The 21677-nt window shown below is 68.3% G+C and carries 15 protein-coding genes; 8 read left to right on the top strand and 7 right to left on the bottom strand.

Going from position 1 to position 21677, the window contains the following annotated elements:
- Positions 1 to 117: 117 nt before the first annotated feature.
- Positions 118 to 3258 (bottom strand): ATP-dependent helicase, encoded by a 3141-nt coding sequence (locus ACFOWZ_RS01175; protein WP_382367280.1) that lies wholly within the window; start codon positions 3256 to 3258, stop codon positions 118 to 120.
- Positions 3259 to 3426: 168 nt separating this feature from the next.
- Here ACFOWZ_RS01175 and ACFOWZ_RS01170 point away from each other — a divergent pair, with 168 nt between their 5' ends.
- Complete coding sequence (locus tag ACFOWZ_RS01170; protein ID WP_382367278.1) at positions 3427 to 4374, top strand: chitinase; 948 nt, start codon at positions 3427 to 3429, stop codon at positions 4372 to 4374.
- Positions 4375 to 4417: 43 nt separating this feature from the next.
- On the opposite strand, the gene ACFOWZ_RS01165 is transcribed toward ACFOWZ_RS01170, so the two are convergent.
- Both ACFOWZ_RS01165 and ACFOWZ_RS01160 read right to left on the bottom strand, forming a co-directional pair.
- On the bottom strand, positions 4418 to 6532 hold the full coding sequence (locus ACFOWZ_RS01165; protein WP_382367276.1) for a putative bifunctional diguanylate cyclase/phosphodiesterase: 2115 nt from the start codon (positions 6530 to 6532) through the stop codon (positions 4418 to 4420).
- A 105-nt stretch (positions 6533 to 6637) separates the two neighbouring features.
- Positions 6638 to 7450 carry an SAM-dependent methyltransferase gene (locus ACFOWZ_RS01160; RefSeq protein ID WP_382367274.1) on the bottom strand — a complete coding sequence of 271 codons (813 nt, stop codon included), beginning with the start codon at positions 7448 to 7450 and terminating at the stop codon, positions 6638 to 6640.
- Between the two features lie 162 nt (positions 7451 to 7612).
- Here ACFOWZ_RS01160 and ACFOWZ_RS01155 point away from each other — a divergent pair, with 162 nt between their 5' ends.
- Positions 7613 to 8923: a cytochrome P450 gene (locus ACFOWZ_RS01155; protein WP_382367272.1), complete on the top strand. Its 1311-nt coding sequence runs from the start codon at positions 7613 to 7615 to the stop codon at positions 8921 to 8923.
- 17 nt (positions 8924 to 8940) lie between these two features.
- On the top strand, positions 8941 to 9936 hold the full coding sequence (locus tag ACFOWZ_RS01150; protein ID WP_382367270.1) for an alpha/beta hydrolase: 996 nt from the start codon (positions 8941 to 8943) through the stop codon (positions 9934 to 9936).
- Positions 9937 to 10177: 241 nt separating this feature from the next.
- Here the strand turns inward: ACFOWZ_RS01150 and ACFOWZ_RS01145 are convergent, their stop codons facing one another.
- Complete coding sequence (locus ACFOWZ_RS01145; RefSeq protein WP_382367268.1) at positions 10178 to 12166, bottom strand: putative bifunctional diguanylate cyclase/phosphodiesterase; 1989 nt, start codon at positions 12164 to 12166, stop codon at positions 10178 to 10180.
- Positions 12167 to 12388: 222 nt separating this feature from the next.
- Positions 12389 to 13204 (bottom strand): SAM-dependent methyltransferase, encoded by an 816-nt coding sequence (locus tag ACFOWZ_RS01140; RefSeq protein WP_382367266.1) that lies wholly within the window; start codon positions 13202 to 13204, stop codon positions 12389 to 12391.
- A 162-nt stretch (positions 13205 to 13366) separates the two neighbouring features.
- Between ACFOWZ_RS01140 and ACFOWZ_RS01135 the strand changes: the two genes are divergently transcribed.
- Together ACFOWZ_RS01135 and ACFOWZ_RS01130 are read left to right on the top strand one after the other, a co-directional pair.
- Complete coding sequence (locus ACFOWZ_RS01135) at positions 13367 to 14680, top strand: cytochrome P450 (RefSeq protein WP_382367264.1); 1314 nt, start codon at positions 13367 to 13369, stop codon at positions 14678 to 14680.
- Positions 14681 to 14697: 17 nt separating this feature from the next.
- Positions 14698 to 15693, top strand: coding sequence for an alpha/beta hydrolase (locus ACFOWZ_RS01130; RefSeq protein ID WP_382367262.1), 996 nt, complete (start codon positions 14698 to 14700; stop codon positions 15691 to 15693).
- On the opposite strand, the gene ACFOWZ_RS01125 is transcribed toward ACFOWZ_RS01130, so the two are convergent.
- Together ACFOWZ_RS01125 and ACFOWZ_RS01120 are read right to left on the bottom strand one after the other, a co-directional pair.
- Positions 15690 to 17771, bottom strand: a complete 2082-nt coding sequence (locus ACFOWZ_RS01125) for a putative bifunctional diguanylate cyclase/phosphodiesterase (protein WP_382367260.1) — start codon at positions 17769 to 17771, stop codon at positions 15690 to 15692. The genes ACFOWZ_RS01130 and ACFOWZ_RS01125 overlap by 4 nt on opposite strands.
- A gap of 102 nt (positions 17772 to 17873) precedes the next feature.
- Complete coding sequence (locus tag ACFOWZ_RS01120; protein WP_382367258.1) at positions 17874 to 18692, bottom strand: SAM-dependent methyltransferase; 819 nt, start codon at positions 18690 to 18692, stop codon at positions 17874 to 17876.
- Between the two features lie 180 nt (positions 18693 to 18872).
- On the opposite strand from ACFOWZ_RS01120, the gene ACFOWZ_RS01115 reads away from it, so the two are divergent.
- Genes ACFOWZ_RS01115 through ACFOWZ_RS01105 form a run of 3 tightly spaced genes read left to right on the top strand, consistent with a single transcriptional unit; the run spans position 18873 to position 21525 of the window.
- A complete protein-coding gene (locus ACFOWZ_RS01115) occupies positions 18873 to 20186 on the top strand; it encodes a cytochrome P450 (RefSeq protein WP_382367256.1) in 1314 nt (437 codons plus the stop codon).
- 18 nt (positions 20187 to 20204) lie between these two features.
- Complete coding sequence (locus ACFOWZ_RS01110) at positions 20205 to 21194, top strand: alpha/beta hydrolase (RefSeq protein ID WP_382367254.1); 990 nt, start codon at positions 20205 to 20207, stop codon at positions 21192 to 21194.
- A gap of 13 nt (positions 21195 to 21207) precedes the next feature.
- Positions 21208 to 21525 (top strand): MGMT family protein, encoded by a 318-nt coding sequence (locus ACFOWZ_RS01105; protein ID WP_382367252.1) that lies wholly within the window; start codon positions 21208 to 21210, stop codon positions 21523 to 21525.
- Positions 21526 to 21677 lie beyond the last annotated feature (152 nt).

The following is a 21677-nucleotide window of genomic DNA, read 5'->3' as shown; positions in this document are numbered from 1 at the left end:
GGTCAAGGGCGCTGTGCAACGTCACCGACACATCTTCCTACCTGCCTCACGGCCGGCCGCACCGCCCGGCCCGGTGTGTCCGCCGGCCGGTCGGACGAGCGAAACGTGCAGGTCAACCTATTCACTCACCTGTCGCCCCGACGGGTGGACCGGGCAGGTCGTGCGGGCCGGGCAGCGGTCGCAGTCGGCGTTCTCCCGGGCCGTGTACTCCGGGCCGAGGACTGACTCGGCGGCGCCCTGGACCACTTCCAGCCAGGCGCGGACGCCCTGTTCGTCCAGCGGGGCCTGGGTGCGTTCTACGGCTCCTGTCTTCTTGTCCTCCTTCGCCACGTACAGCAGGCGGGCGCCGCCGGGTTCGGTGCCCAGGCCGATGTGGGTGAAGCCGCCCAGGGACGTCGCCAGCTGGTAGACCGCGAGTTGGGGGTGTTCCTGTGAGGCGTCGCGGGACACCGGGCTCTTGCCGGTCTTGATGTCGATCACGACCGGGCGGCCGTCCTCGTCGTGTTCCAGGCGGTCGACGCGGCCTCGGACCTGCAGCCACGGGCCTCCGTCGCGTTTCGGGACCTCGACGACCATCTCTTCCTCCACGGCGACCTGGGTGAGCTGGCTGCGGCTCATGGTCAGCCAGGCGAGGAACGTGTCCAGCATGCGTTCCACGCGCAGGCGTTCGCGGCGGGAGAACCACGGTGCGCCCGCGTCGACCGCGGCCCACGCCTCGTCGAGCTTCACCCTCAGCTGGGCCGCGTCGGCACCGGACGCCGCGGCCTGCGCCAGGGCGTGGACCAGCGTGCCTGTCACCGAGGCGAGTTCGGCCGGGTCCTGGCCGCCGTGCCGTTCCACCACCCAGCGCAGCGGGCACTTCGTGATCACCTCGATGGTCGACGGCGTCACGCTGACCTTCTGCTCTTCGGTCCACAGTGGAGCGTCCACCGACACGTCTGCCAAGCCGTACCAGGACTCCGGATGCGCTCCCGGCACGCCGGCCTCGGCCAGGCGGGCCAGCTGGACGGCGGCACGCGAGCGCCGCGACGGGTCCTCCGAGTCCGAGCACACCACGCGGCGCAGCTCGCCGACGAGCTCGCCCAGCACCAGACCGCGCTGCGGACGGTGCAGCTTCCGTTCGTCCTCGGCGGACGACTCGATCTCGTCGAGGAACCGCGACGGCTGCTCGTCCTCGCCCCGCACGGCGCTGATCAGCAGCTTCGAGCGCGCCCGCGAGGCAGCCACGAGCAGCAGCCGGCGTTCCTCGGCCAGGATCGGTGCCACCGCCGACACCGACGGTTCGAGACCGGCCAGCACGTCCACCATGCGTTCGACGCCCAGAACCGTGCCGCGCAGCCGCAGATCGGGCCAGCTTCCTTCCTGAACCCCAGGCACCGCGACGACTTCCCACTCGCGCCCGGCCGCCGAGTGCGCCGTCAGCACGGACACCGCCTCACCGGTCGGGGCCGCGGCGGCCAGCGTGTCGCCGACGATCCGCTGTGACTCCAGGTAGTCCGCGAAGCCCGCGACGCCGGAACCCGGCAGCCGGTCGACGTACTTCGCCGCCGCCTCGAACAGTGCCACGATCGCGTCCAGATCGCGATCCGCCTGCATTCCCGGCATGCCGCGCCGCGCCGACTGTGCCACCCAGCGGTCCTGCAGACCCGTGGCCGTCCACAGCTCCCACAGCACCACCTCGACGGACTTCCCCGCCTCGATCGCCTTGCGCGCCAACGCCAGCAGGTGCGCGATCCGCCGCGCGGGCAACGACTCCGCGTCCTCCAGCGCGGCCAGCCTGTCCGAGGTCTCCACGACCTCGACGAGCAGCTCACCGCTCGGCCTGTCCCCACCCGCGGCCATCTCCAGGCGCCGCAGACCACGCCGCAACCGCCGCAGCGCCAACGGATCCGCACCGCCGTACGACGACGACAGCAGCATCGCCGCCGTGTCCTCGTCCAGCGAACCCGGCACCGCCGCCGCCCGCACCAGAGCCAGCAGCGGGCGCACGGAAGGCTGCTGCGCCAACGGCAGCTCGTCCGACGGCACCGCCACCGGCACACCGGCGGCCAGCAGCGCGCGTTGCAGCACGGGCAACGACAACGTCGCCGACCGCACGATCACGGCCATCTGCGACCACGGCACCTCGTCCGCCAGGTGCGAGCGGCGCAGCTGGTCCGCCACCCACGCCGCCTCCTGCGCGGACGAGGCGAGCAGCCGCACCTGCACGGACCCCTCACCGTCGACCGGCAGCACCACACGAGCAGGCGAAGCACCGGGCAGCCGGGCCGCCAGCCGGGCCACCGCGTCACGGATCTCGGGCAGCATCCGGTGCGACTGCCGCAGCACGACCGTCTCACCGGGAACGTCCCGCAGGATCTCCGGATCGGCACCGCGGAACGTGAAGATCGCCTGGTCCGGATCACCGGCCAGCACGAACCGCGCCGCCCCCGACCCGAGCGAGCTGATCAGCGAGTACTGCATCGGGTCGAGGTGCTGCGCGTCGTCCACCAGCAGGTACCGCACCCGCCGGCGTTCGGTGAACAGCAGCTCCTCGTCGTTCACGAACGCGGCGTACGCGGAGGACACGAGCTCGGCGGCGTCGTACGCGGGCGCGTACGCCGTGGCGGAGTCCATGCCGGACAACAGGTTCACGGCCTCGTACTGCGCACCGAACCGGCCGGCGGCCACCCACTCGTCCCGCCCGTGCTCCTCGCCGAGCTCGATCAGGTCTTCCGGCCCGAGACCGCGTTCGGCCGCCCGCAGCAGCAGATCGCGCAGTTCGTGGGCGAACCCCGGCAGCTCCAGCGCCGGCCGCAACCGCTCGGGCCACTTCACCGCGCCCAGCTCGACGTCACCGGCGAGCAGCTCACGCACCATCGCGTCCTGGTCCGGGCCCGACAACAGCCGCGGCGGCGGCTCACCGAGCAGCACCGCCTGGTTGCGCAGCACCGCGAACGCGTACGAGTGCACGGTCCGCACCAGTGGTTCGCGGACAGCGGACAACCGACCTGTCAGCAACCGCGTGATGTGCGCGCGCAACGCCACCGACGCGCGCCGGTTCGCGGTGAGCACCAGCACGTTCTCCGGATCGGCCCCCTGCTCCAGCACGACGTGCGCGGCCAGTTCGGCCAGCAACGTCGTCTTGCCCGTGCCCGGTCCTCCGAGAACGCGCAGGAAACCGCCCTCGTGCGAGAAAACGCGCTGGGCAGCGTCGTCCCACCGGGGACGCGGGCGCGTCTCCGGCTTCCGGCGGACCAGCTGGGGTGCGAGTGCCACGTCCCGATTTCACCACGCTGCACCGACAAGATCAGCGATGCCCGCCGGACGGAGCAGTACCCGGCTTTCGACTACCTTCTTGACAGATAGCGGTGGTCTAGTCCATTTTTGAGGACGTTGCAAGCCTGCCAGCTCCGCCGCCCTGGAACGAGCAGTCTTGGAGGACTGATGAAGCGGTTCCTGGTCGGCGCGGTCGCTGCCGCGTGCACGGCGATGCTCCTGCCCGCACAGGCGCAGGCCGCGGTGAACCCCGTCCTCGCCGCGCCCTACCTCTACCAGTGGGGCAGCGCGCCCAACCCGCAGACGGTGATGCAGCAGACCGGGATCAAAGCCTTCACCCTCGCGTTCATCCTCAGCGACGGCACCTGCAACCCGAAGTGGGACGGCACCCGCTCACTCACCGGTTCCGACGCCACCCTGATCAGCAACATCCGCGCGGCCGGCGGCGACGCGGTGCCGTCGATCGGCGGCTGGTCCGGCAACAAGCTCGGCCAGTTCTGCACCTCGGCCAGCGCACTCGCCGGCGCCTACCAGAAGGTGATCAACGCCTACCAGCTCAAGGCGATCGACATCGACATCGAGGCCGCCGAGTTCGAGAACAACACCACCCAGGACCGCGTGCTCGGCGCGTTGAAGATCATCAAGCAGAACAACCCCGGCGTGAAGACGGTCATCACGATGCCGACCGACCGCACCGGCCCGAACTCCTGGGGCAAGCGCCTGATCACCCGCGCCAAGCAGCTCGGCGCGCCGATCGACACGTGGGCCGTCATGCCGTTCGACTGGGGCAGCGGCGGCGACATGTTCGCCTACACCAAGAGCGCGGTCGATGGCCTGAAGAACCACGTCAAGGCGACCTACGGGCTCACCGACGACGCCGCGTACCGGCGCAGCGGTCTGTCGTCGATGAACGGCAAGACCGACACCGGCGAGACCGTCACCCCGCAGAACTTCCGCGACATCGTGACGTGGGCGAACTCCAAGCACCTCTCGCGGGTGTCGTTCTGGGCCGTGAACCGGGACCGCGGCAACTGCGGTGCGATGAGCTCGTCGTGCAGCGGCATCAACCAGCAGACCTACGAGTTCACCAAGGCGCTGGCGAAGTTCACCGGCTAGCAGACTCCTCCGGTGACCGGATGTGACCGGAGACCCCGTCCGGTCACCGGGGCTCCAGCCTCTTCAGGAAGTCGCCCGACGTCCCCGCCGCGCCGAAGTGGTCGCCGGTCCCGAAGTCCGCTCCCGCCTCACGCCACCACTGCGCCTGCTCCTCGCTGTTGATCCCGTCGACCGCGACCGTGATGCCGGCCTCGCGCACCAACGGCAGCAACGCCGTCACGTAAGGGGATCGGCGCGCGACCAGACTGCGCGCCACCCGCACCGACCGGACCGGCAGCTCCGGCACGGACGCCGGATCCAGCGGCCCGAGCCCGAAGTCGTCGATCCCCACGTGCACGCCGAGCCCCGCGAGCACGGCGAGGTTGTCGGCCGCATCGGTCACCGGCAGCACCTCGGCCGGCATGCTGACCGCCAGGTCCTGCACCGCCAGCCCGGTCTCCTCGAGCACTCCCACCACGCGTGACACGAGGTCCGCGTCGGTCGACTGGTGCGCGGTGAGCCGCACGACGAGCGACCGGTCGAACTGCCCGCGCTGCCGCCACCACACCGTCTGCCCTCCAGCGACGCGCAGCAGCCACTCGCCGAGCGGCAGGATCAACCCGGTCGCCTCGGCCAGCTCCGCACAGCGGTCGTGCTCCAGCGGGCCGGCGTCCGGCCGGTCCCAGCGCAGGGCCGCCTCGACGCCGGTGATCTCTCCGTCGGCCAGCCGCACGAGCGGGCGGTACCGCACGGTGATCTCGCCGTTCTCCCACGCGCCCGGCATCGTCACGGCCATCGCGTGGTCGCGACGGTCCTCGGCGTCCTGACCGGGGTGGAACACCTCCCACTGCCCGCGTCTGCGCACCTTGGCCCGGCGCAACGCGGTGTCCGCGGCACGCAGCAGGTCGACAGGTTCGGCGTCCACCGCGGGCCGGTGCACCACGCCCGCGCTCACCGACACCGCGAGCCCGTGACCGTCCACATAGGTCGGTTCGAGCAGCTCGTCGTTGATGCTCTTCATGATCGCGCCGATGCCCGGCGTGGTCGCCGTGTTCTCCACGAGCACGCCGAACTCGTCGCCGTCGAACCGGGCGATCATGGCCTGCTCACCGGCCAGCACCACCCTGAGCCGCTGCGCGACGTGCTGCAGGAACCGCTCCGCGACCCGGCCGCCGAAACTGTTGCGCACCATGCCGAACGCGTCGAGGTCCAGGTGGAAGATCGTGACACCGTGCTCGGGGTCCGCGTTGCGCACCGCGATCTCCAGCTGCGTGGTGAAGAACTGCCGGTTCGGCAGTCCGGTCAGCACGTCGTGCAACGACTGCCGCTTGAGCTCGCTCTGCAACAGCTCCAGCTCGGTGCCGTCCTCGAGCGTGACGACGAAGTGGCTGGGCCCGTCGTCCGCGCCGCGCAGCAACGAGATCGTGAGCGAGAGCCGCGCGGGCTCACCGTCCTCGCGCACCATCCGCTGCGACTGCCTGATCCGCTCGGCGCTGCCGTTGATCAGCTCCTTCATCGCCTTGCCCAGCATCTCGGCGAAGCCGGGCGCGATGAGATCGAGCAGCGGCACGCCGATGAGCTCGTCCTGGGCGTACCCGAGGATGTCGCCCACCGCCGCGTTCGTCCTGAGCAGCCGTCCTTCGAGGTCGACGATCAGCACGCCGTTGGTCGACGACGTCACGACCTCGTTGAACCGGGCCTCGCTCTCCTTGAGGTTCCAGTTCGCGTCGCGCACCGCCTTCAGCAACGACTTCTGCAGGCTTTCCTGCTGTGCCAGCACGGACTCGGTGTTGGCCTTGGTGAAGCCGCTCGCGAACGCGCCGATCAGGAGCGCGATCCGTTCCGCGTACCGGCTGACGGGCCGGCACTCCGGCAGGGCGACCAGCCCCTTGCCCAGCACCTCCGCGGTGCACCGCAGCCCGAGGTGCCCGAGGTACCCCAGGTTCGCCAGCTCCGCACCGGCCTGCTCCGCCGCGCCGGCGACGAACGTCTCCTCGTGCAGCATCGCGCACAGCGCGTCCAGCCGGGTGCTCAGTTCCTCGTCGAGGAGGTCGCGTCCCATCGGGATGGCCACGGTTTCGAGCAGGCGGTACGACCACGTCCTGGCAAGCGTCAGCCGCGCCCTGGCGATGTCCTCGGGCGAGGGCGTGACATCTGAAATGCGGCTCGGGTTGACCATCTCAGGACTGCCTCGCAATGGGCTCAGATGCCCGGCATCTTACCCACGGAGTGTTGGTTTCTTCTCGACCGGCAGTGTGAATCAACGTCGCTCGATCGAGATTCTCTATGGCTTGCGTGCGACCCCAGCGTACGCGAGCCGGTTGATCGCCGGATCGGTGGACATGTCCCCCGGTCCGGAGGGTCGCCATTCGGCGAATTTGACGAGTCCCGGCTCCACCAGCTCGAAATCACCGAAGAACGCGGCGATCTCGTCCCGGCTGCGTTCGACCGCCTGGTCCCCGCCCGCCTTGTTGATGTTCGCGGCCGCGATCTTGACGGGCTCGTAGTCGTGGTCGTCGGCGAAGTGCGTGATCGCCAGGTAGCTCCCGCTAGGCAGCGCCTCGCGGTAGTGCTTCAACAGCCCCCACGGATCGAACTCCGTCGGCACCCAGTGCAGCATCAGAAGCATCAACACGCCGATCGGCTGGTCGAAGTCCAGCAGACGCGCTTCCGGGCTGTTCAGGATGCTGTCCGGATCCCTCAGGTCGGCCTGCAGCACGCGGACGCGGTCGTTGCCGGCGAGGATCAGCTCGCTGTGCGCGACGGCCACCGGATCGCGGTCGACGTACACGACACGGCACTCCGGAGCTTCCTCCTGGGCGACCTCGTGCACGTTGGCCACGGTGGGAATGCCGGAACCGATGTCCAGGAACTGACGTATGCCCTGGTCGACCATGAACCGCACCGCGCGGCCGAGGAACGCCCGGTTCACCCTGGCCGCACTGCGCGCGTGCGGCATCACGGCCTCCATCTGGTCACCCGCCAGGCGGTCGACCGCGAAGTTGTGCGCACCCCCGAGCATGTAGTCGTACAGCCTCGCCGCGCTCGGCACGGAGACGTCCACGCTCTGCGGAACCCAGCTCTTCTCGTCGGCCACGGCGACCACCTCTTCAGGTTGCGGACGCACAAGCTTAGGCAGGCATGACGGACGCACGGCTGGTCCGCACGTGTGAACACACGCCACCCGATCGGGCACTGTCACTGTGGGCCGAATGACTCCTAGGGTTGGCTTTCTCTTTCCACGTCGCGAGGAGCGATGATGTCTGTCCCGGTGGCGCCCGGCAGGCTGCCATTTCTCGGGCACACTCTGCCGATGTTGCGGAAAAGATTCCAATTCACCTCGAATTTACGTGCTCAAGGTGATCTGGTCGAAATCTATCTCGGGCCGATGCGCACGTTGTTCGTGGCAAGCCCCCAGCTGATGCACCAGGTGCTGGTCACCGACGCACCCAAGTTCCACAAAGGGCGGATGTTCGACAAGTTCCGGCCGTTCATGGGCAACGGGCTCGCGATGTCGAACGGAGCCTTCCACCTGCGCCAGCGCCGGATGATGCAGCCGGCGTTCCACCGCGACCGGATCGCGGGCTACGCGAACACCATGATCCGCGCGACGCGGGAACTGGTGGACGACTGGCGGCCCGATGAGGTGCGGCGAATCGAAGAGGACATGCAGGGCCTCGCGATCACGATCGTCGGCGAGGCGCTGTTCTCGACCGAGATCGGCGAGCGCGCGATCGACGAGGCGCGCCGCTCGATCTCCACGATCGTCGAGAAGGGCATCGTGCGCGCGCTCTCACCGGGGTTCGTCGAGAAGCTGCCCATCCCGGCCAACCGCGAGTTCGACGCGGCGATCGCCCGGATGCGCGCGATCGTGCAGGAGGTCATCGCGAGCTGGCGGGCCGACGGCACCGATCACGGCGACCTGCTGTCGACGCTGATGCTGGCCAGGGACGAGGCCGGCGAACCGATGACCGACCAGCAGGTCTTCGACGAGGTCATCACCCTGCTGTCGGCCGGCATCGAGACCACCGCGCTGGCGCTGGCGTGGATCTTCCACGAGATCGCCGCCGATCCCGCGGTGGAGCAGCGGGTGCTGACCGAGATCGACGAGGTGCTGTCCGGCCGTCCGGTGACGTTCGACGACGTGCCGAAGCTGACCTACGTCGGTCAGGTCGCCACCGAGGTCCTGCGCAAGTACCCGCTCTGGCTCCTCATGCGCCGCGTCGTGGAGGAGGTGGACCTGGGCGGCGTCCACCTGCCGCCCGGCACCGAGCTGATCATCAGCCCGCACGCCATGCACCACAACCCCCAGCACTACCCCGATCCCGAGCGCTTCGACCCCGACCGCTGGACCCCCGAACGCGCCCGCCAACTGCCCAAGGGCGCGTTCGTCCCGTTCGGCGGCGGGATCCACCAGTGCATCGGGAACCACTTCGCGCTGACCGAGATCGTCATCGCGGTGGCGACCGTCTGCTCGCGCTACCGGCTCGTCCCCGACCGGCCCGTGCGCACCAAGTTCACCAACGCCGTGTACCCCATCGACCTCATGATGAAGGTCGTTCCCCGTTAGCCGGAGGTTGTTCTCACATGCGTCTCCGTCGGCTCTGTGCCGTCGCAGTGCTCGCCTTGTTCGTCCCCGTGCCGACTCCCGCGAACGCGGTCGAGACAACCTGCCAGGACGTCTACACACCGGTGAGCTCCGGCCTCGTCCAGCAGACCATGTACGGCAAGCTGTGCGTCCCCCGGGGCGCGACCACGGTCCAGATCCTCGTTCCCGGCGCCACCTACACCAGTGCGTACTGGGACATCCCGCTCGACCCCGAGGTCCGTTCCGTCCGGCTCGCGATGAACCACGCCGGCATCGCCACCATGACGGTGGACCGGATCGGCACCGGCAGGAGCACCAGGCCGCTGAGCGCGCTCGTCACCGTCCCGAGCCAGGCCGACGCGGTGCACAAGGTGGTCCAGCGGATGCGCTCGCAGTTCCAGAAGGTGCTCATCGGCGGCCACTCCCTCGGCTCCGTGGTCGCGATCGCCGAGGCGGCCACGTACCGCGACGTCGACGGGGTGCTCGTCACCGGCATGACCAACCAGTGGGACCACGTCAAGGCGTTGCCCGCGATCGCCGGCTCGATCCCGGTCACGCTCGACCCGCGGTTGAGCAGGCTCGGCCTGGATCCCGGCTACCTGACGACGATGCCGGGATCCCGCTACAACTCGTTCCACAAGCCGGGTGCGCTGAACCCGGCCGTCGTCGACTACGACGAGTCCACAAAGGACGTTTTCGCGGCGGGTGAACTGATCACGACGCCGCTGATGGTGAACATCGTGATCCCGGCCAGTCGCGCCATCACCGCGCCGGTGATGAGCGTCCAGACGCCGTCCGACTACTTCTGCGGCACCCCGCCGCTCGGTTCCGACTGCTCGTCCTCCGAAGCGCTGGCGGCGTCCGAAAGGCCGTTCTACGCGCAGGCACCGCGGGTCGACGCGTTCGTCCTCACCGGCTACGGCCACTGCTTCAACTTCGCGCCCGACTCGGCCGGCTACCACGACGCGGTCGTCACCTGGCAGCGCAGCGTTTAGAGCCTGTGTCGAAGCCGGCACCGAGCGCCTGCTGTTTGGCGCGAAAAGCACGTTCGGGCCGATAGATGGCCCGAACGTGCTTTTCGCGCCAAAAGTATGTGCCTGACCCGCTTGGCTTCGATACAGGTCCTAGTAGTGCCTCTACCTGCGAAGTTGGTGATAGTTGGCGTGATCAGCAGGACGATTGCATTCGCCGCCGAGTACAGCCAACTGGCGGACACGGCACAGTGAGAACGCACTACTAGAGCTTCTTCAGGAAGTCTCCCGCGTCCAGCGGAAGTCCGAGGTGGGCGCCGATCGCGAGGTCGGCGCCCTCTTCCGTCCACCACTTCGCCTGGTCGGCGGTCTCGATGCCGTCCACGCAGATCCGCACACCCGACTCGTGCACGGCCGGGACCAGCGCGGCGAAACGGGAGTCCTGACTCCGCGTCAGGTCCGGCGGCACCAGCACCGACCTCACCGGCAGCTCCGAGAGCCACGCCAGATCCCGCGGGCCGAGCCCGAAGTCGTCGATCGCGGTCAGGACGCCGATGCGGTCGAGCACCGTGAAGTTGTCGGCCGCGTCGGCCATCGGCAGAACCGGGCTGGGCATGCTGACCATCAGCCGGTCGGGCGGGAGTCCGGTTTCCTCGAGCACTCCCACCACACGTGAGACCAGATCAGCGTCGGCCGACTGGTGCGCGGTGAGCCGCACGACGAGCGGCCGGTCGAACTGCCCGCGCTGCCGCCACCACGCCGCCTGGCCTGCCGCGACCCGCAGCAACCACTCGCCGAGCGGCAGGATCAACCCGGTCGCCTCGGCCAGCTCCACGCAGCAGTCGTGCTCCAGCGGGCCGGCATCCGGCCGATCCCAGTGCAGCACCGCCTCGACGCCGCCGATCTCACCGTCGGCAAGGCGCACCACCGGGCGGTACCGCACGACGATCTCGCCGTTCTCCCACGCACCCGGCATCTCCACGGCCACCGCGTCGTTGCGGCGGTCCTCGGCGTCCTGGCCGGCGTGGAACAGCTCCCACTGCCCACGTCTGCCCTTCTTGGCCTTGCGCAGCACTCGTTCCGCCGCGCGCATCAGATCACCCGGTTCCCAGGCGGGGTCCGGCCGGTGCACGACACCCGCACTCACGGACGCCGCGAGACCACGACCGTCCACATAGGCCGGTTCGAGCAGGTCGTCGTTGATGCTCTTCATGATCACGCCGATGCTCGGCGTGGCCGCCGTGTTCTCGATCAGGACGCCGAACTCGTCACCGCCGAGCCGGGCGATCATCGCCTTCTCGCCCGCCAGCAGAACTTGCAGCCGCTGGGTGACGTGCTGCAGCAACCGTTCGGCAACGCGGCCGTCGAAGCCGTTGCAGACCATGCCGAACGCGTCGAGGTCCAGGTGGAAGACCGTGACGCCGTGCTCGGAGTCCGCGTTCCGCAGCGCGATCTCCAGCTGCGTGGTGAAGAACTGGCGATTCGGAAGCCCGGTCAGCACGTCGTGCAACGACTGTCGCTTCAGCTCACCTTGCAGCAGCGCCAGTTCCGTACCGTCCTCCACCACCACGACGAAGTGGGCAGGCGCGTCGTCGGCACCACGCAGCAGCGACGCGGTCAGCGTCAGCTGCGCCATCTCACCGTCCTTGCGCACCATCCGCTGCGACTGGCTGACCCGCTCCACCGCACCGTCGACCAGTTCGGCCATCGCGTTGCGCAGCATCTCGGCGAAGCCGGGAGCGATGAGATCGAGCAGCGGCACCCCGACGAGCTCCTCCTGGGCGTACCCGAGGATGTCACCGGTCGCCGCGTTGGTCCGCAGCAGCCTGCCTTCGAGGTCGACGATCAGCACGCCGTTGGTCGACGACGTGACAACCTCGTTGAACCGGGCCTCGCTCTCCCTGAGGTTCCAGTTCGCGTCGCGCACCGCCTTCAGCAACGACCGCTGCATGCCCTCCTGCTGCGTGAGCACCGACTCGGTGTTCGCGGCGGTGAAACCGGCACCGAGCGCGCCCATCGCGAGCACGACCCGTTCCGCGTACCGCTCGACGGGCTGGAACTCCGGCAGCGCGAGCAACCCCTTGCCGAGCACCTCCGCGGTGCACTTCAGGCCCTCCCGGCCGAGGTGCCCGAGGCGCGCGAGATCCGCGCCGGCCTGTTCGACGGACGCTGTGGTGAACGGTTCCTCGTGCAGCATCGCGCACAACGCGTCGAGCCGACCGCTCAGTTCCGCGTCGAGATCATTGCTGCCCATCGGAATCGCGACCGTGCTGAGCAGCCGATATGACCAAGTGCGAGCAAGCGTCAGCCGCGCCCGGGCATTGTCCTCGGGCGGTGGCGACGCGCCTGGTATTCGACTCGGTTTGGGCATTCGGTGCTGCCTCACCATGGGCTCAGATTGCCCGGCAGTTTACCCACGAACAGTCAGCGTCCGGTCGACCGGCAGGGTGAATCGGTCCCACTCGATGGGGATTCTCTATGGTTTGCGCGCAACCCCTGCGAACGCGATCCTGTTCATGGTCGGATCAACGGAAATGTCGCCGGGGCCGGAGGTTCGCCATTCAGCGAATCCGACCAGTCCCGGCTCGGCCAGTTCGAAGTCTCCGAAGAACGCGAGGATCTCGTCCCGGCCGCGCTCGACGACCTGGTCACCGCCCGCCTGGTTCATCCTGACCGCTGCGGCCTTCGCACCCGCGTTCTCGTGCTCACCGGTGAGATGCGAGATCGCCAGGTAACTACCGCTCGGCAGAGCCTCGCGATAGTGCTTCAGCAGCCCCCACGGGTCCGCTTCCGTGGGCACCCAGTGCACCATGAACAGCATCAGGACACCGATCGGCTCGTCGAAGTTCAACACCCGGCGCGCCACAGGACTCTCCAGGATGCTCTCCGGATCACGCAGGTCGGCTTGCAGCACGCCGGTGCCCTCGACACCCGCGAGGATCAGCTCGCTGTGCGCGACGGCCACCGGATCCCGGTCGACGTAGAGCACACGGCACTCGGGCGCCACAGCCTGTGCGACCTGGTGCACGTTGGACACGGTCGGAATACCGGAGCCGATGTCCAGGAACTGGCGCACGCCCTCGTCGACCATGAACCGCACCGCACGACCGAGGAACGCCCGGTTGATCCTCGCGGCACTGCGCGCGTGCGGCATCACACTCTCGAGCTTCTCGCCCATCTGACGGTCCACGGCGAAGTTGTGCGCGCCACCCAACATGTAGTCGTAGACACGGGCCGCACTCGGCACCGACACGTCCACGCTCTGCGGAACCCAGCTCTGCTCGACGGGCACGGCAACCACCTCTTCAGGTTGAGGACGCACAAGCTTAGTCACCCGGCAGAGCAGATAGCGCTGATCCGTCGGTGTGAACACATGCCACCCGATCGGGCACTGTCAGGCTCACCCGAATGACTCCTATTGTGGTCCATCTCTTTCCACTCGCGAGGAGTGATGATGTCCGTCCCGGTGGCGCCCGGCAGGCTGCCATTTCTCGGGCACACCCTGCCGATGTTGCTCAAAAGATTCGAGTTCACCTCGAATTTACGACGTCAGGGCGATCTCGTTGAAGTACAGCTCGGCCCGATGCGAACTTTTTTCGTGACGAGCCCGCAGTTGACGCATCAGGTGCTGGTCACCGACGCGTCGAAGTTCAACAAAGGCAGGATGTTCGACAAGTTCCGCCCGTTCATCGGCAACGGGCTCGCGATGTCGAACGGCTCCTTCCACCTGAGGCAGCGCCGGATGATGCAGCCGGCGTTCCACCGCGACCGGATCGCCGGTTACGCCGAGATCATGGCTCAGGCGGCACGAGACCTGGTGGACCGGTGGCGGCCGGACGAGGTGCGGCGGGTCGAGGAGGACACGCAGGCCCTCGCCGTCACGATCGTCGGCGAGTCGCTGTTCTCCACCGAGATCGGCAGACACGCGATCGACGAAGCCCGCCGGTCGATCTTCGTGATCATCAAGAACGGCATGGTGCGCGCGCTCTCGCCCGGATTCGTCGAGAAGCTGCCCATCCGAGCCAACCGGGAGTTCGACGCCGCCATCGCCAGGATGCGCACGATCGTGCAGGACGTCATCGCCAGCCGCCGTGCCGATGACGCCGACCACGGAGACCTGTTGTCGACGCTGATGCTGGCGAGGGACGACGAGACCGGCGAACCGATGACCGACCAGCAGGTCTTCGACGAGGTGATCACGCTGCTCACCGCCGGGATCGAGACCACGGCACTGGCGCTCGCCTGGATCTTCCACGAGATCGCCGCGAATCCTGAGGTCGAGCGGCGGGTGCTGGCCGAGGTCGACGAGGTGCTGGCAGGACGCCCGGTGACGTTCGACGACGTGCCCGAGCTGACCTACGTGGGCCAAGTGGCGCACGAGGTCCTCAGGAAGTACCCGCTCTGGCTGCTCATGCGCCGCACCCTGGAAGAGGTGGACCTGGGCGGTGTCCTGCTGGCACCTGGCACCGAGCTGATCCTCAGCCCACACGCGATGCACCACGACCCCGCCCAGTACCCGGATCCGGAACGGTTCGACCCGGACCGCTGGGTCCCCGGACGTGCGAAGCAGCTGCCGAAGGGCGCGTTCGTCCCGTTCGGCGGGGGCGTCCACCAGTGCATCGGAAACCACTTCGCGCTGACCGAGATCGTCATCGCGGTGGCAACCGTCTGCCGCCGCTACCGGCTGGTCCCCGTCCAGCCGGTTCGCACCAAGTTCACCAACGCCGTCTACCCCGTCGACCTTCTGATGAAGGCCGTCCGCCGTTAGTTGGAGGTTGTTCCCCGATGCGTCTCCGCCGGCTCTGTGCCGCCGCAATGCTCACGTTGCTCGTCACGGCGCCCACTCCCGCGAACGCGACCCAGACCACTTGCCAGGACGTCTACACCCCGGTGCGCTTCGGGCTCACCGAGCAGACCATGTACGGCAAGCTCTGCGTGCCGCACGGCGCGACGACCGTCCAGGTTCTCGTCGCCGGTGGCTCGTACACGAGCGCGTACTGGGACATCCCCGTCGACCCCGAAGTCCGCTCGATCCGGCTGGCGATGAACAACGCGGGCATCGCCACCATGGCGGTGGACCGGATCGGCACCGGCAGGAGCAGCAAACCGCTGAGTGTCCTGATCAGCACCCAGGCCCAGGCGGAAGCGGTGCACCACGTCGTTCAGAGCCTGCGCCCCCGCTTCCAGAAGGTGCTCGTCGGAGGCCACTCCATCGGCTCCGGCGTCGCGATCGCCGAGGCCGGCACGTACCACGACGTCGACGGCGTGCTGGTCACCGGCATGGCCAACCAGTGGGACTACACCAGGGTGGTGCCCGCGCTGGCCAACGCCATCCCGGTCACGCTCGATCCGAAACTGAGCAGGCTCGGCCTGGACCCCGGCTACCTGACCACCGCACCGGGCGCCCGTTACGGCATGTTCCACGCCCCCGGCGCGGTGAACCCCGCAGTGATCGACTACGACGAGTCCACAAAGGACGTGTTCGCGTCCAGTGAGGCCGTCACCACCATTCTCATGAACAACGTCGTGATCCCTGCCAGCCGTGGCATCAACGCGCCCGTGATGAACGTCCTCACGTCAGCGGACTACTTCTGCGGCACTCCGCCGCTCGGCGCCGACTGCTCGTCCGCCGAGGGGCTGGTGGCGTCCGAAAGGCCGTTCTACCCGCAGGCACCGCGGTTGGACGCGTTCGTGCTCACCGGGTACGGGCACTGCTTCAACTTCGCGCCGAACTCGGACGCCTACCACGCGGCGGTCGTCGCGTGGCAGCGCAGCATCTAGAGGTTCTTCAGCAGGTCACCCGCGGCTTCGGGTGAACCGAAGTGGGCGCCGATCGCGAGGTCGGCGCCCGCTTCCGTCCACCACTTCGCCTGCTCCGCGGTCTCGATGCCGTCGACGCAGATGTTCACGCCCAACTCGTGCACGGCGGAGACCAGCGCGATCGAACGAGGGTCCTGGCGGTGCACCAGGTCCTTCGGCACGCAGACGGACACGATCGGCAGCTCCGAGAGCCACGCCAGGTCCCGCGGGCCGAGGCCGAAGTCCTCGAGCGCGATCCGGATGCCCGTGTCCGCCAGCGTGTTCAGGTTCTCCGCCGCGTCGGCCACGCCCAGCACGCCGACCGGCATGCACAGCGTCAGCCGGTCGTGCGGCATCCCGGTCTCCTCCAGCACCTTCGACACGCGGGACACCAGGTCCGCGTCGGTCGCCTGGTGCCGGGTGAGCCGGACGCCGAACTGCGCGTCGAGCTCACCGCGCTGCCGCCACCACTGCGCCTGGCCGGTCGCGATCCTGATCAGCCACTCGCCCATCGGCAGGATCAGTCCTGTCTGGTCGGCGAGCTCGGCGCACCGGTCGGAGAGGTCCCAGTGCAGCACGGCCTCGACGCCGGCGAGCTCACCGGTCGCGAGCACGCGCACGGGCTGGTAGCAGACGCCGATGTCGCCCTGTTCCCACGCGCCGGGCATCACGACGGCGAGCGCGTGGTCGCGCCTGCGTTCGGTGTCCTGGTTGCTGTGGAACAACTCCCATTGGCCGCGCTGGTCCTTCTTGGCCTGCCGCAACGCGAGGTCCGCCATGCGCAGCAGTTCCGTGGGCTCGACGTCGGGTGACGGCCGGTGGACCACGCCCGCGCTCACCGAGACCGCGAGCCCGTGCTCGTCCACGAAGATCGGTTCGGCCAGGTCGGCGTTGATCGCGGTCATGATCGTCGCGATGTCCGGTGTGGTCTCGGTGTTCTCCACGACGATGCCGAACTCGTCGCCGTCGAACCGTGCGACCATCGCCTGCTCGTGGGACATCAACGCCCGCAGCCTGCGCGCCACGTGCTGCAGCAGCTTCTCGCCGACGCGGCCGCCGAGGCTGTTGCACACCAGGCCGAACGCGTCGAGGTCCAGGTGGAAGAGGGTCACGCCGAACTCGGGGTCGGCGCGGCGCAGCACGGTTTCCAGGTGCGTGGTGAAGAACTGCCTGTTCGGCAGGCCCGTCAGCACGTCGTGCAGCGACTGCCTGCGCAGTTCTCCTTGCAGGAGCGCGAGTTCCGTGGCGTCGTCGGCGACCACGAGCACGTGGCTCGGCTTGTCGTCGCCGTCGCGCAGCAGGGACGCGGTCAGCGTCACCTTGGCCAGGTCGTCCTCGCCGCGCAGCAACTGGATCGGCTCGCGCTCGAACTCGTCGCGTTCGGCGAGGACCTTCTCCATCATCTCGCGGAACGCCACGACCGAGTTCGGCGCGATCAGCTCCATGAGCCGGACGCCCGGCTCTGGCCGGCGGCCGATGATCTCGCCGATCGCCTCGTTCGCCCACACGATCCTGCCGTCGAGTCCGACGATCAGGATGCCGTTCGTCGACGAGATCGCGATGCCCGCGAACTTGGCCTCGCTCTGCCGCTGGTCCCACTGCGCGTCACGGGCGGCCTTGAGCAGCGAGCGCTGCATGCTCTCCTGCTGGTCCAGGATCGAACGGCCGCGTGCCAGCGAGAACCCCGCGGCGAGCGCGCCGAGGCCACCGACGACGCGCACCGGGAAGTGCTCGATCTCCTGGAACTCCTCCAGCGCGAGCAGGCCCTTGCCCAGCACGTCGACGGTGCGCCGGAGTCCGGGCTCGTTGACGTAGCCGAGAGCGACGAGTCGCTCGCCCACCTCCTCGAACGGAGCAGGGTCGAACGGCTCGCTGTGCAGCGCCGCGCACAACACGCCGAGCTGGCCGCCCAGCTCGGCGTCCAGCTCGTCTCTGCTCAGCGCGACGACGATGACGCTGCTGAGCAGGTAGCTCCACTTGCGCGACAAGGCTTCTCGCGCGCGGACGGCGGCGTGGTCCGGCGGTGGAGCGGCATCGGGTCTTCGGCTCGGATTCGTCATTCCCGTTGCCCTGTATGGGTTGGAGAGTGTCCGGCAGTTTACCTACCGGCAGTCGACGCACGCTGCGCCGACAGTGTGAACCTCCGACACTACAGTGTGGTTTTATCCCTTACGACCGACCCCGGCGTACAGGAACATGTTCATGGACGCCTCGTCCGCGAAGTCCCCCGGACCGTCCGGACGCCACTCCCCGCAGCCGACGAGACCCGGTTCGACCAGCTCGAACCCGTCGAACAACGCGCTGACCTGGTCGTGCGTGCGCATGTGCATCTGGTCGGCGCTCTTGCTGCGGTTCACGACCTCGGCGGCCTGGTCGACCTTCTCGTCGATCTGGTCCTTGGCCACGTGCGTCATCACGATGAAGCTGCCGGCGGGCAGCGCGTCCCGGTAGTGCGCGACGAGCTTCTCGGGGCTGTCCTCGTCCGGCACCCAGTGCAGCATGAGCAGCATCAACAGCCCGATCGGCTCGTCGAAGCGCAGCAGCTGCCTCACCTCGGGACTCGCCAGCACGCCCTCCGGGTCGCGCATGTCGGCCTGGACGATGGCGGCGTTGTCGTTGCCGGACAGCATCAACTGGCTGTGCGCGACGGCGACGGGGTCCTTGTCGACGTAGACGATCCTGGCCGACGGGTCGCGTTCCTGCGCCACCTCGTGCACGTTCGCGACGGTCGGGATGCCGGAACCGATGTCGAGGAACTGGCGAACTCCCTGGTCCATCAGGAAGTTCACCGCGCGGCCGAGGAACCGCCGGTTGAGTCTGGCGACGCTGGGCAGGCCGGGGACCAGCTTCTCGATCTGGGAACCGACCTGCCGGTCGGCGGCGAAGTTGTGGGCGCCGCCGAGGATGTAGTCGTAGACGCGGGCCATGCTCGGCACGTTGGTGTCGATACCGAGCGGCACCCAGTCCTGGGTCTCTGCCACGGGAAGCACCTCTTCGGTTTCGTGGCGATCGGGGGAAGACGCACGAGCTTAGTCACCCGAGCGGCGTGCACACTGAACCAACAGAGTGATGCGGAACCACCCGATCAGGCACTGTCGTCTTCCCCCAAACGGCTCCTAGGGTGGTCCGTCCCCATTCGGCCCAACTCCCCAGGAGTCCGAATGCCCGTCCCGGTGGCTCCCCGCCGCTGGCCGTTACTCGGGCACACCCCGGCGATGCTCACCCGGCGCGCCGGGTTCACCGACGCGTTGCACGAGCACGGTGACGTGGTGCGCCTCGACCTCGGCCCGTTGCGCGCGTACTTCGTCACCAGTCCGGCGCTGACCCACGAAGTTCTTGTCTCCCAAGGCTCGAAGTTCCGCAAGGGCGCGATGTTCGACAAGTTCCAGCCGTACCTGGGGACGGGACTGCTGCTGTCGAACGGCGAACACCACCTGCGACAGCGCCGGATGATGCAGCCGGCGTTCCATCGGGAACGGATCCAAGCGTATGCCTCGACGATGGCTCGTGCTGCTTCTGCGCTGGTTGAGAGGTGGCGGCCAGGCGAGATTCGCGTCATCGAGAACGACATGCAGGAGCTCGCGGTCACCATCGTCGGCGAGGCGCTCTTCTCGGCGGAGATGGGAGAACGCGCGGTCGAGGAGGTCCGCCGCTCGATCTTCACGGTGATCCAGCAGGGCATGATCCGCGCGCTGTCCCCGTCGTTCGTCGAGAAGCTCCCGCTGCCGGGCAACCGGGAGTTCGACGCCGCGATCGCCCGCATGAAAGCCGTTGTGCTGCAAGTGATCGAGAGCTGGCGCGCGGACGGCACCGACCACGGCGACGTGCTGTCGATGTTGCTGCTGGCGCAGGAGGACGGCGTCGGCATGACGGACCAGCAGGTGTACGACGAGGTCCTGACGCTGCTGACCGCCGGCATCGAGACCACCGCGATCGCACTGGCCTGGGCGCTGTACGAGGTGGGCCTGAACCCCGAGATCGAACGCCGATTACACGAAGAGGTCGACTCGGTGGTCGGCGACCGCCAGGTCACGTTCGCCGACGTGAGCTCGTTGACCTACACCGCCCAGGTCGTGCAGGAAACCTTGCGGAAGTACCCGATCTGGTTCGTGATGCGCCGAACCCTCGTCGAAGTCCAGCTGGGCGACGTCACGTTGCCCGCGGGCACCGAGGTGATCGTGAGCCCGCACGCGCTGCACCACGACCCGCGCTTCTTCCCGGACCCGGACCGCTTCTCGCCCAACCGCTGGACACCGGAGTTCACCGCTTCCCTCCCACGCGGCGCGTACGTCCCGTTCGGCGGCGGCACCCGCCAGTGCCTGGGCAACACCTTCGCCCACACGGAGATCGTCATCACCCTCGCGACCGTCGCGACGCGCTGGCGACTCGTCCCCACCCGTCCGGCGCGCGTGAAGTTCACGTCCGCCCCGTACCCAGACGGCCTGCTGATGAAGACCGTCCCCCGCAACAACTAAGTTGGAGGTCGTTCCACCATGCGTTTCCGCAGGCTGTGCGCCGCGGCTCTGCTGGCAACCGGAACCCTGCTAGCTCCGCTGCCCGCCTCCGCCGCCGTTTCCTGCCAGAACGTCAGCTACCCCGTCCGAATCGGGTTGACCCCGCTGGTGACATCGCTCGAGACCATGGCCGGCAGGCTGTGCGTCCCCGACGGCGCCACCACGGTCCAGGTCCTGATCCCCGGCGGCACCTACGACAGGACGTACTGGGACGTCGGCTTCGAACCCTCGACCCACTCGTTCACCCGAGCCCAGAACAACGCGGGCTTCGCCACCCTGGCCCTGGACCGCCTGGGCACCGGCCTGAGCTCCAAGCCCCTGAGCACGTTCGTCACCGCCTCAACCCAGGCAAGCGCAGTCCACCAGGTCATCGCGTCGCTGAAACCCCGCTTCTCCAAGGTGATCGTCGCCGGCCACTCCATCGGCTCGGCGATGGCCATGATCGAAGCAGGCACCTACCGCGACGTGGACGGCGTCCTGGTCACCGGCTTCACGCACAAGATGAACTACATAACCGTCGTCCCGGTGCTGGCCAACATGATCCCGGCAGGCCTCGACCTCGGCTACCTCACGACGATGCCGGACACCCGCTACAACGCGTTCCACAAACCGGGCCCGCTGGTCCCCGGCGCGATCTCGTTCGACGAGTCCACGAAGGACGTCTTCTCCGCAACAGAAGCCGTGGACACCATCCTGCTCAACACAGTCATCATCCCGATCTCCCGCAACATCACCGTTCCCGTCCTCATCGTGGTCGGCAACGACACGCACTTCTGCAGCGCAGGCCTCCCGCTGATGGGCAGCGACTGCTCCTCCCCCGCCGCCCTGAAGGCCGACGAGGGCCAGTTCTTCCCGTCCGTACCGCGCCTGGACACCTACGTCCTGAACGGCTACGGCCACTCCATCAACTACGCCCCGAACGCCCCCGACTACCACGCCGTAGTCGCCTCCTGGGCTGGAAGCATCTAGCTAGACTCGGGGGATGGACGAAGAGATCCACGAGCGAGTCCGCGACACCATCAAATCCATCCCCCGCGGACGTGTCGCCACGTACGGCGACATCGCAGATCTCGCCAAGGCCCCGTCGCCACGGCTGGTAGGCCGCATCCTCAACGAGGACGGCCACGACCTGCCGTGGCAACGCGTCCTCAAGGCCGACGGCACGTGCGCTCCCCATCTCCGCGACACTCAGTTGCAGCTTTTGCACGAGGAGGGGGTGCCGAACCTGGACGGCAAGGTGAACCTGCGCGAGTACCGGTGGGAGGACGCGCGCAAGGAAGAAGAGCAGGGCCTCTGGTAGCCGCTGGCGCGGGGAGGGCTGCGCGGCAAGGCACGCCGACCCGACAACGCAACACGGTGATCACCGAGGCGACCCGCAAAGTGACCACTCGCGCCGCAGCGCAGGCGACGGCGAGCCGGACAGGGCTATGCGTCATCGGGCAAGCGGTAATG

The organism is Lentzea rhizosphaerae (assembly GCF_042649515.1).
Lineage (GTDB): Bacteria > Actinomycetota > Actinomycetes > Mycobacteriales > Pseudonocardiaceae > Lentzea > Lentzea aerocolonigenes.
The sequence above is the reverse complement of the archived record's forward strand: the minus strand, read 5'-3'. Positions and strand labels throughout refer to the sequence as shown.

Bases quoted from the DNA above. Each gene is read 5' to 3' on its own strand.
- ACFOWZ_RS01105 (WP_382367252.1), top strand. From the start codon at position 21,208: ATGGACGAAGAGATCCACGAGCGAGTCCGCGACACCATCAAATCCATC.
- ACFOWZ_RS01130 (WP_382367262.1), top strand. From the start codon at position 14,698: ATGCGTCTCCGCCGGCTCTGTGCCGCCGCAATGCTCACGTTGCTCGTC.
- ACFOWZ_RS01150 (WP_382367270.1), top strand. From the start codon at position 8,941: ATGCGTCTCCGTCGGCTCTGTGCCGTCGCAGTGCTCGCCTTGTTCGTC.
- ACFOWZ_RS01110 (WP_382367254.1), top strand. From the start codon at position 20,205: ATGCGTTTCCGCAGGCTGTGCGCCGCGGCTCTGCTGGCAACCGGAACC.
- ACFOWZ_RS01145 (WP_382367268.1), bottom strand. From the start codon at position 12,166: ATGGGCAGCAATGATCTCGACGCGGAACTGAGCGGTCGGCTCGACGCG.
- ACFOWZ_RS01165 (WP_382367276.1), bottom strand. From the start codon at position 6,532: ATGGTCAACCCGAGCCGCATTTCAGATGTCACGCCCTCGCCCGAGGAC.
- ACFOWZ_RS01170 (WP_382367278.1), top strand. From the start codon at position 3,427: ATGAAGCGGTTCCTGGTCGGCGCGGTCGCTGCCGCGTGCACGGCGATG.
- ACFOWZ_RS01125 (WP_382367260.1), bottom strand. From the start codon at position 17,771: ATGACGAATCCGAGCCGAAGACCCGATGCCGCTCCACCGCCGGACCAC.
- ACFOWZ_RS01115 (WP_382367256.1), top strand. From the start codon at position 18,873: ATGCCCGTCCCGGTGGCTCCCCGCCGCTGGCCGTTACTCGGGCACACC.
- ACFOWZ_RS01155 (WP_382367272.1), top strand. From the start codon at position 7,613: ATGTCTGTCCCGGTGGCGCCCGGCAGGCTGCCATTTCTCGGGCACACT.
- ACFOWZ_RS01135 (WP_382367264.1), top strand. From the start codon at position 13,367: ATGTCCGTCCCGGTGGCGCCCGGCAGGCTGCCATTTCTCGGGCACACC.